We start from the raw sequence: 9293 nt of genomic DNA, 5'->3' as shown, positions 1-9293 counted from the left end.
TATTGTTTGTTTGCACGATTTTGTTTGTTTAGTTTTCAAAGAACAATACATCACTTTAATTAGCGACAGCGAAATTAATTTTAACACTTCGCCTCGTAGAAGTCAATTTCTTTTTTTAAAATTAACTTTGCCGCCTCAGCGACGAATAATAATATAACAAATAATCTGCATGTAAGTCAACTTCTTTTTGCAAAAAAGTTTAAACATCAATAAAGTTTTTAAAAGCATCATACTCTAACTAAATTGCAGCATAATTATATACTTTAGGGAAGTTCGTATTTTTTCGAATAAAAATGAACATTATTTATTTACAAGAAATAACCGCAACTATTCAAAGGCTATCCCGTTACAATGAAGAACGCTCTGATCGGGTTAAGGCTCAGACCTTTTTCCTTATATCTTTTTTCAAGCTCCCTAAACAATCACGTCTGTAATAAAAGTACAAGTTAGTGAAAAAAATCTTTAGCTCATCGCTTATCTTAAGTTCCTGCTCCTACCAAACACTGAATGGCTAGAACAATAGTTCAACACACCATTGGGATATTCCTTCTTGCATTAACCTACTCCTTTAGTTGAACAAGAAAAAAGCCTTACTCCTTATTGAAGTACAGCTACCCGTTTGTTTAATAAGAGGGGTTTATTTTTTCAAGTTGACCCTTTAACCCTACTAACTTGTTTTTAATAAAAGAGTCGATTTCTTCTGGTAATTGATTGGATCCAAAAAATTGTGCTTCTTTTCCTTGATTGCTATCAGTTGTTATTTCTCCTTCGTACTCGGTACATAAATAGCCAATCGCAATCGTTTGATACTCATCTCCACTTTCCTCTACACGATTTATTAATTCCTTGCCTGAATAGACACCAAATAAATTTAAAGCATTTATCTTTATGCCTATTTCTTCTAAGACATTTCGTGTAATACACTCTTCAACTGACTCATTTAACTGCAATATTCCACCTGGAACGCCCCAAGTGGCACCTGAATACCTACTTAATAATATTTCTCCAAAATCATTAATAATAGCTACACTTGGTCGAACAATTATTAGCGGTGAATTTCCAATCACTTCTCTCATATCCTCACAATAACCCATAAATACCTCCGATGATAAAATTCTTTATTAAAGTGACCGTAACTTTTTCCTTGATTGAAATATGTATTCAAGGAGTAACCTACTCCTTTTTAGTTGGCATTTGTCAGCCACCTTCAATACATGTAGTAGTGGAACTTCCAACAACCAAATTTAATTCTTGTAGTAGCGAAGGTAAAATCTCACTTTTAACAACTGTTTCTAAAGTTTCTTTTGTAAGTGGTACATTATATTTTTTCAAAACATCTGCCGTTTCTCCCCAAACTTTAATAATTGCTTCAGGTGACATATTCGATTATATGACCATATAAAAACCTCCATTTCTGTCATTTATTTTATTTCAATCGTTAGTGTTTCAATAATGGGGCATTCGTATAAAGCTTTATCGTCTGTGCAACATTCCTTTAAATTTAACAGCATTTGTTCAATTCTTTTTAAATCCCAAATTTTCTTTTGTACTTCTACAATTTTACCGACAACAAAGCTATACATATCATTGCATCGTTCATCGTCCTTATCTACAACTCCAAGTAATTTAAAAATTTCAGCTAAAGTAAACCCCAGCTCTTGAATCCTTTTGATAAATTTTATACGATTGACACTTTCTTCTGTATACATCCTATATCCAGCATTCGTTCGAGGAGAATATTTAAGCAAACCAACTCTTTCGTAATATCTTATTGTTTCTTTATTGATACCGCACTGTTCAGCAAGCTCACTAATCCGATACATAACTAATTCACCTCATACCAATAATAAACCCTGTACCATAGTACAGGGTAAAGTCATTTTATTATTTTTTATTGAACTAACCTGCTCCGTTAGCGGAATAACCAAAAAAGGATCGCCGCAGCAATCCCTTTCTTCAACTCTTGCACCCCGTTACTTTAAGTAGAATGTTTCACAATCTTTCTAAATTACCTCTTTCGGAAAGGAGCGAGCTTTCTAAACAAGGAGCATTTCACATTCTAAGGGAAGAGTGGGAATTTGGGTTGTAAAAAAGTTTGGAAGACCAAGCTTTTTTTGTATGATTCAACAAAAATGCCAAATAATAAATGAAAGCACGGTTTTATTAATTTGAGGTGATATAATGCCAATCCTCGAACTTGATGAAAGTAGCCTTTACTACTCTGTTAAAGGAAAAGGGATTCCTATCATTTTTATTCATCCGCCTGTTCTAACTTCCACAAACTTCATATATCAGGAAGAAGAACTATCCAGTTATTTTCAGGTCATTACCTTTGATATACGTGGACATGGAAGGAGTCCTTTTTCAATCAAACCCGTTACCTATCCACTCATCGTAGAGGATATAAAAAAACTAATGAACCATCTAGACATTAAACAAGCCTTTTTATGTGGCTATTCAGCAGGGGCATCTATCCTATTGGAATTTTTGTTATCAACATCAACGGGGCGTATTTTAGGTGGAATCATTATTAGTGGAATGTCTGAGGTTAGTGACTGGCGTCTAAAAAACAGAATACTTCTTGCTAAAAACCTTGTAAAGATTGGAGCATTGCCTGCTTTGGCTTGGTCAATATCAAAAAGCAATTCAGATACAGAAGAGTTATTCGAAAAGATGTTACTAGAAGCTAAAAAAGGAGATGCAAGAAACATCTTGCAATACTATGATTACAGTTTGGACTATAAGAGTTCGAATCACCTTGAAAAAATCAATATGCCAATTTCCCTCATCTATGGCGAAAAGGATAAACCATTTTTGGGTTATGCACAACAATTACATAGTAAACTTCCTCAAAACGAAATAACCTTTGTTGAAGGCATTAAACATCAGCTTCCAACAAAAGCAGCAAGTGAATTGAATAAAGTTATTTATCAATTTATCGAGAAACAATCTAGCAAACGGGGTGAATAAGCTTGGATGCCAAACTATTTCGTGTAATAAATTTACTTTCCGGACGTTATTTGGTTATCGATAAATTAATGATACTTATTTCCAACAAGGTCAAATTTGTTTTCTTGTTTATTTTAGTGATTCTGCTTTTTAGAAAAAGGAATGTATTTAATGAAGCAGTAGTGTCTATGGTGATTACGTTATTCATGCATTTTATAACTAAGTTATTTTATTTTAAGCCACGTCCATTTATCGATAGGAGAGCACATATACTTATTCCCTCTAAATTCGATTCTTCCTTTCCAAGTAAACATACTTTACTAACTTTTGCCGTTACAACAATAGTCCTCTTTTATCAGCGCATCGTTGGTTCCATTCTGTTTGGGTTTTCGGTTTTAACGGGATTGTCACGAATTTGGGTAGGACACCATTATCCCTCTGATATTGCAGGAAGTGCAGTTTTAGGTTCTTTTACAAGTACGGTCATTCATAAATTATTAAAAATTTCAAAAAGAAAATAGAGCTGACGTTTCGCTTTTCTAACCACAATTGGATTCTGTTAAAATTTCAGTCCAATGTATCCGTTAAATATAGCAATTAGTAAAGCAATAATTATCATACTGATTCTAGTATTATCAGCCGTAATAATCGGTTTAAGTAAACCAAAAGATATTGTTATTCCAAGCCAAACAGCAGTAAACAGGATAGTCATAATTATTCACCTCTTTTAAAAGTATCGTCTCCCAAGTTTAATGATATTCCTTTTGCAACTATCCTGCCCTTTAGTACAATAAGAAAAGAGTTGCGTAGCAACCCTCAATCTTTAACTCAAGTACCCGTTAGCTTAAGACAAAATATTTAATCTTTATTGAGTTCAAATACATCACAATAATTTAATTGATGTTTTTTTAATACTTCGAATGCAGTTGTAGATACGACAAGGTATAAATTTTGAGACAAACAAAAGTCCTCTTGTAACCAATCAAGGTAATTATTTTCTTCAACAAAAACCTTGCCAAGTGGTATTAGCCGTTTAAAATTTGGAAGGGTTTCGTTTGGATAAAGTTCTTTAAATTCATCTGAAAGAGTTATCTCAACTTCATCCAACAAATAACCTTTTAATGGACTGGTCAAAATAGCGTGTGCAAGTTCTTCGGTAACAATAAAACAAGGAGTCGATTCTAGTAATTCATCTCCCAACCAACCGTAAAATTCATAGTGTAGATGAGATATTTTTTCTACTCCATTTTGATATGTATCGTCCAGAATAGTAGTATTTTCGCCAAGCTCACCTGCTACTTCTGGCTGTAATAAATATAATTTCATTTTTGTCACCTATCCTAGCATTTTTTATCATTATTGAATTAAACTGCCCCGATAGCTAAATATAATCCTTCACAATCTCTCCTATATTACTCATTAATCCTTATAAAAATATGGTGTATCTTATTACCATTCGCTTTGGAATTACGTACTATGAAAAACCTCTAATTTACCCCAAATCGATTTCCAATTCCTTTTTGTGATGCGATTTTCGTAGATTTCTACTCTTTCTTTCGTCTCTGTAAACAAAGGCGTCGGCTTTACCACTAAATTTACGACATCATCAATGCCCCATGGAGCTGTTAGGATTACATGGTCCTCTTCATCCAATTTCACTCCTAAAGCTGTCGCTGTTTCCGGAAATTTGGATATTGCATCAACAGAGGATGTATAGGGCGCCACATTGCTTTTCATGTGCATTCTAGCTTCATTTTTTACAGACCATTGAATGGTAGGGTTCAAGGATTTGAGTCTTTCTTCCAGTCTCTTTTCCTCTAATTTATCAATAGTAGTAGGATCAAAATATATGATATCAATATCTGGGATCGGCGTTCTTTCCTCAAAATGGTGTAAAGTATCCCATATTTTCGAACGAACAAAACCAGCACAAATCCACCAATCCGGTAAATCTAATGATTTTTGCACATTTCAATATATCCATCATCCATTGATCTTCTTTAATAAGCATCGTAATTCTTTCTTCATCCATCACCTAAACTGACTCCCCATATATGTATTCCTTTCAATATTCTTTAACCTACGATGCTAATCCTTCCCAATCTGCTTCGCTAGCGATCAAAACTTTTATTTTGTGTTAAGAAAAAGTTAAGGCTCGTTAGGCATAATCATTCTTGTAAACAAGAAAACAACAAATGATAAATCATAAATTACAGTTTGGGAGGAATTTTAAAATGAAGAAAAAATGGTTATTTTGGCTTCCAGTTGGAGCAGCTACGATTTGGGCAGGTTCACATCTACTTACGGGGTTTGGCCACTTTGGTCACTTCGGTGGCCATGACATGATGCAGGCAGGTTCCGGCCAAGGGATGATGCAAGGCGGTCGAGGTCCTGGCATGATGGGACCTGGAGGCAGGCATGGATTTGGATTTGACTTTGGTTGGACAAGAACCCTTATCGGTGCGGGTATTGCACTCCTTGGTATCTCCCTTCGCAGACATGCCGGAGATAAAGTATGGAAAAAGTGGGCTGGTTACGGATTAATCGGTGTTGGCCTTGTCACAGCTTTAAAGGCAGCCCTTCCGATACTAGCGATTGGTGCGGGTGCTTACTGGTTGTTTAAGAAAGTTGGCTCATCTAAACCAAAGGAGTTCAGCCCAATCGGCTACACGGCACCTGTGGTAAACAACAACTCACATATTTTGGATACATGGGAAAAGAATCTTTCTAAGGAGGAAAAGTAAAATGGGTATTTTTAATCGAGTAAAAACAATTGTGATGGCAGATATACATGAAGTTTTGGATAAGGTAGAAGATCCAATCCGTTTAATGAATCAATATATGCGTGAATTGGACGAGCAGGTCGATAAGGCGAAGGATGCATTAGGGCAGCAGTTGTACTTAGAAAAACGCCATGGACCGCTGGTGGCAGAGGCGCAAGTTTTGGTTGCGAAACGTACTCGCCAAGCAGAGCTTGCTGTCGCAAACGGTGAGGACACCATCGCAAGGATTGCTCTTCAAGAAAAGTTGAAAGAGGAGGCCAAGCTGAAGCTCTATGCAGAGCAGTATGCGGCAATGAAACAACAGACGTCTGCACTACGGGATCAAATTGATGTATTACTGGAAAGATACAACGAATTAGCAAACAGGCGTCTTGTGCTCCTCTCACGTGCACATGCAGCAAAAGTGCAAGAGCAGTTGCAAGCAACAATCGCGTCCTTCAATACGGACAATGCCTTTAAAGGGTTCAACCGTGCAGAAGATTATGTTCAGCAATTAGAGGCACAGGCGTTGGCCGCTTCCTACTTTATCCCTTCTGCCCCATCTGTAAACTTGGAAATACAGGAAGCGGTAGAACGTGAATTGGCCCTGCTAAAGGAAAGTAAGTAACATCATGAAGGAATCGAAAAAGAAGAGGAAAGGTTGGCGTTGGCTGCTTGGGGCTATTGTTTTAGGTGTTGTTGTATTTCTTGGCTTTCAATATGTCAAACCTGGTGGAGTAACCCAAGCCTTTATTCAGGACATAATCAACCAAGGTACTGATTTGATGAAAAACTTGGGGACCAATCTGAAAACTTTTATGATTGAGCAGGGACAAGGTTACGTACCAGGCATTGTAGCGGCAATGGTGTCACCCTTGAGCACACTTATAGGGATAGGTGCTGATGAGTTCGTGTTGTTCAGTATTTTATTCGCTGCTTTCACACTCGCTGCTTTACTAGCAGGCTGGTACCTTCGTAAGTTTGGCAAGAAAAAATGGTTAGGCTATTGTCTTAGCTTCATCGGCTTTCTTCCCCTCTTACCGATCATGATCGCTGGCACGCTTGTTTATTGGATGGGTAAAAAATATTGGATGAGTGGTAGAGTCCATTCGAAGAAGGGATCAGTAGAACCACGAAAACATCCGACACCCGGTAAAGGGTCCAGTCCTGTTGATGATTGGGAACAAGCTTTTAAGAGAATGGAGAAATTACAGGCATAGTGAATCTAAAAGGGCCGAAATAGTGCTATATAGAGGTCTTCCGGCTGTCGAAAAACTTTCGGCAGCCTTTTTATTATCCTCCGTATTACATTTCATGGAAATTAATTAAAAGTTGTTTCAATTTGAAATTACTTATGACAAATTCAGGGTCTAAGATTAAAAACAATCCCATCAAAGCTTCATTTCTGTGTATATCTACCTCTTAAACAATAATCTCATGATTTTTTTAAGGACCTAACCAGTCTATTGAGCGAATTATGACGTTTAATGAGTCAATTTTCGGATTCTATCAGCGAATTTACTGGCTCAATCGGCGAATTTCTTAGTTCAATCAGCGGATTTCTTAGTTCAATCGGCGAATTTTTGAGTTTAATCAGCGAATCTAAGAAAACAACAATCCTCTAGAGAATGCTAAATATATGAGGCTAACTTTTTTTACTGAAGAGAAAGTAAAGTCATTTGCTGACCCCGTTTCCCCTCAAGGGTTAAAGAAACTTTTTGCCCAAAATGTTCTACTAATTCCCTTATCAACCTTCCTGATGCTTGGGCAGTATACGTGTTTCCATTAGCCGTACTAAAACGAAATGTTCCATTAGTGTCAATGGCTTGAAGTTGCGCTGATACCTTTATTTGATTCGTAGTGGCCGCTTCACTATTGGCAGGGATGTTTATTTTTTGCCCGATTTTCAACTTTACTGGATCAACGGTTGGATTTAGCTCCTGAATGGTTGGGACTGGGATTTGTAAGGCTTTACTGATTTTCATAAACGTATCACCGGGCTTAATCACATACATGGATGAACTTGGTTTTGTTGTTGCTGGTTTGTTCATAGTTAAGTAGGTTTCACTGACAAAGGCCGCTTTGCCGTTGAATTGAATCTGAGCCCACCCTTTACTAGACGATTTCACCGACACATGATCGTTTAATTTTAATGTACCTATTACCGCACCATTCGCAGTGGCAGTGTCTCTCACTCTTAATGTTGTCGCAGTTACATACATCGTTTTGGATTGAGTGATAGCTGGCTTCGTCGTTTCACCTGGTGTGGTAAGATAACTAGCACTCACAAAACAAACTCTTCCTTTGATCAGAATGCCTGCCCAACCGTTTTCGACGAAGGAAACCTTCACTACTTCCCCTTTTTTATAGACTCCTATGATACTACTTTTTGTCGTCGGATTTGTCCGAACATTTAGGGTTGTGGCATTCACCGTTCTATAATGTACTTTTGGTAAAAGAATTTTTTTCCCGTTAATGGAAGTCAGACCATTGGCCTCTAAAATTTCTTGTACGGTGACTCCATGTGCCGCCGCAATCGCTTCGATTTTTTCGCCGCTTTTTACCTGATATGTATATTCCTGAATAAACGCCGCATTAGCTGTGCTTGAAAAAAGGCTGAGGACAATGGTAAAAATCCCCGTCACAACTAGTTTCTTTACTGGGCTATTTTGAATCATTTGGTTAACCTGTGACACATATGTATTCCAATTTGCACGAATATCTTTTAGGAATCCTTTGATATCTAATACATTGCGAATATCAAAATAGCTGATTCTTTGCTCATATTCACGTTTTTCCATCCTCGAAGTGAACTCTGGTGCACTTTTTGTTTGCTTGCTTTTTCCATGAGTCTCTTTCCTGTTCCGAGCTAATTCACCATTCACAAATAAATCATTCGTCATATTTACTATTTCTCCTATTCCCTCTTTTTGCTGTCTTTACGGGAAGATCCTGTGTCTAACACTAAATGCGGCCCATGACCATTTACCCCCCTCTGTAAGATTCGACAACATCCAGCATTTTTTGACCATATTTTAGCGGTATATGAAAATTTTGGACTAAAAATAAAAAGAACCGATAGGAATATCGGTTCACGCATGTGATTTTCATATGGTTAACTATTCTTTGCTCTATGGTAAAGAGCAACAATTATATCAATATTATTATCAATGAAGTTCAGTCGTTCTCTTGAAACCTGGGACCATTCACCAGAAAGATGGCTTGCCGATAAGATATGTCTGATGCTAAATGTATAGGTGTGATGCAATTCTGCAATCACGTAGCTAACGCCAGCATGTGGCTCCTTCCGCATAATGCTTTCGACATCATTTTTTAACCATTCTGGTGCTACCTCAATAGATTTCTTTAACAATAGTTCATACTCTTCATTTAACATGACTTCACCTCCTGATATAACTTTTCATTATGATTTTTATCATACAACATCTAAAGTTATACTCCTAATAGGTATCCTTTTACATCAATCATCTTAAGGGCGTTCCGGTGGCTTTTCTATTTTTTATAATTCCGACTTGACCGATTGGAATAATCATATTATAGTATTTTTTAAATATAAAAAAT

General features: G+C 36.8%; 11 protein-coding genes and 1 pseudogene. 5 read left to right on the top strand and 7 right to left on the bottom strand.

Annotated features, from left to right (window positions below):
• Window positions 1-623 precede the first annotated feature (623 nt).
• The 3 genes from V7659_RS24760 to merR all read right to left on the bottom strand — a co-directional run bounded on the left by V7659_RS24760 (window position 624) and on the right by merR (window position 1823).
• Entirely contained in the window at window positions 624-1094 is a 471-nt protein-coding gene (locus V7659_RS24760; RefSeq protein ID WP_335542776.1) for an NUDIX domain-containing protein, read from the bottom strand.
• A gap of 103 nt (window positions 1095-1197) precedes the next feature.
• Entirely contained in the window at window positions 1198-1380 is a 183-nt protein-coding gene (locus V7659_RS24755; RefSeq protein ID WP_335542775.1) for a hypothetical protein, read from the bottom strand.
• A 41-nt stretch (window positions 1381-1421) separates the two neighbouring features.
• On the bottom strand, window positions 1422-1823 hold the full coding sequence (gene merR / locus V7659_RS24750; RefSeq protein WP_335542774.1) for an Hg(II)-responsive transcriptional regulator: 402 nt from the start codon (window positions 1821-1823) through the stop codon (window positions 1422-1424).
• A gap of 358 nt (window positions 1824-2181) precedes the next feature.
• On the opposite strand from merR, the gene V7659_RS24745 reads away from it, so the two are divergent.
• Both V7659_RS24745 and V7659_RS24740 read left to right on the top strand, forming a co-directional pair.
• Entirely contained in the window at window positions 2182-2970 is a 789-nt protein-coding gene (locus V7659_RS24745) for an alpha/beta fold hydrolase (RefSeq protein ID WP_335542773.1), read from the top strand.
• A 2-nt stretch (window positions 2971-2972) separates the two neighbouring features.
• Entirely contained in the window at window positions 2973-3470 is a 498-nt protein-coding gene (locus V7659_RS24740; RefSeq protein WP_335542772.1) for a phosphatase PAP2 family protein, read from the top strand.
• A gap of 337 nt (window positions 3471-3807) precedes the next feature.
• On the opposite strand, the gene V7659_RS24735 is transcribed toward V7659_RS24740, so the two are convergent.
• Window positions 3808-4275: a hypothetical protein gene (locus tag V7659_RS24735; RefSeq protein WP_335542771.1), complete on the bottom strand. Its 468-nt coding sequence runs from the start codon at window positions 4273-4275 to the stop codon at window positions 3808-3810.
• 141 nt (window positions 4276-4416) lie between these two features.
• Window positions 4417-4981: pseudogene (locus V7659_RS24730) on the bottom strand (nucleotidyltransferase family protein).
• Window positions 4982-5183: 202 nt separating this feature from the next.
• Here V7659_RS24730 and V7659_RS24725 point away from each other — a divergent pair.
• Genes V7659_RS24725 through V7659_RS24715 form a run of 3 tightly spaced genes read left to right on the top strand, consistent with a single transcriptional unit; the run spans window position 5184 to window position 6931 of the window.
• Window positions 5184-5693 carry a hypothetical protein gene (locus tag V7659_RS24725; RefSeq protein WP_335542770.1) on the top strand — a complete coding sequence of 170 codons (510 nt, stop codon included), beginning with the start codon at window positions 5184-5186 and terminating at the stop codon, window positions 5691-5693.
• 1 nt (window position 5694) lies between these two features.
• Window positions 5695-6339, top strand: coding sequence for a PspA/IM30 family protein (locus V7659_RS24720; protein WP_335542769.1), 645 nt, complete (start codon window positions 5695-5697; stop codon window positions 6337-6339).
• 4 nt (window positions 6340-6343) lie between these two features.
• Window positions 6344-6931 (top strand): hypothetical protein, encoded by a 588-nt coding sequence (locus V7659_RS24715; protein WP_335542768.1) that lies wholly within the window; start codon window positions 6344-6346, stop codon window positions 6929-6931.
• Window positions 6932-7366: 435 nt separating this feature from the next.
• Here V7659_RS24715 and V7659_RS24710 read toward each other — a convergent pair whose 3' ends face one another.
• Together V7659_RS24710 and V7659_RS24705 are read right to left on the bottom strand one after the other, a co-directional pair.
• Window positions 7367-8614 (bottom strand): LysM peptidoglycan-binding domain-containing protein, encoded by a 1248-nt coding sequence (locus tag V7659_RS24710; protein ID WP_335542767.1) that lies wholly within the window; start codon window positions 8612-8614, stop codon window positions 7367-7369.
• 212 nt (window positions 8615-8826) lie between these two features.
• Window positions 8827-9108 (bottom strand): hypothetical protein, encoded by a 282-nt coding sequence (locus V7659_RS24705; protein WP_335542766.1) that lies wholly within the window; start codon window positions 9106-9108, stop codon window positions 8827-8829.
• Window positions 9109-9293: the final 185 nt, after the last annotated feature.

The organism is Neobacillus drentensis, from assembly GCF_036966985.1.
GTDB classification, from domain to species: domain Bacteria; phylum Bacillota; class Bacilli; order Bacillales; family Cytobacillaceae; genus Neobacillus; species Neobacillus drentensis_E.
This window is presented reverse-complemented; position numbering and strand designations above follow the sequence as displayed.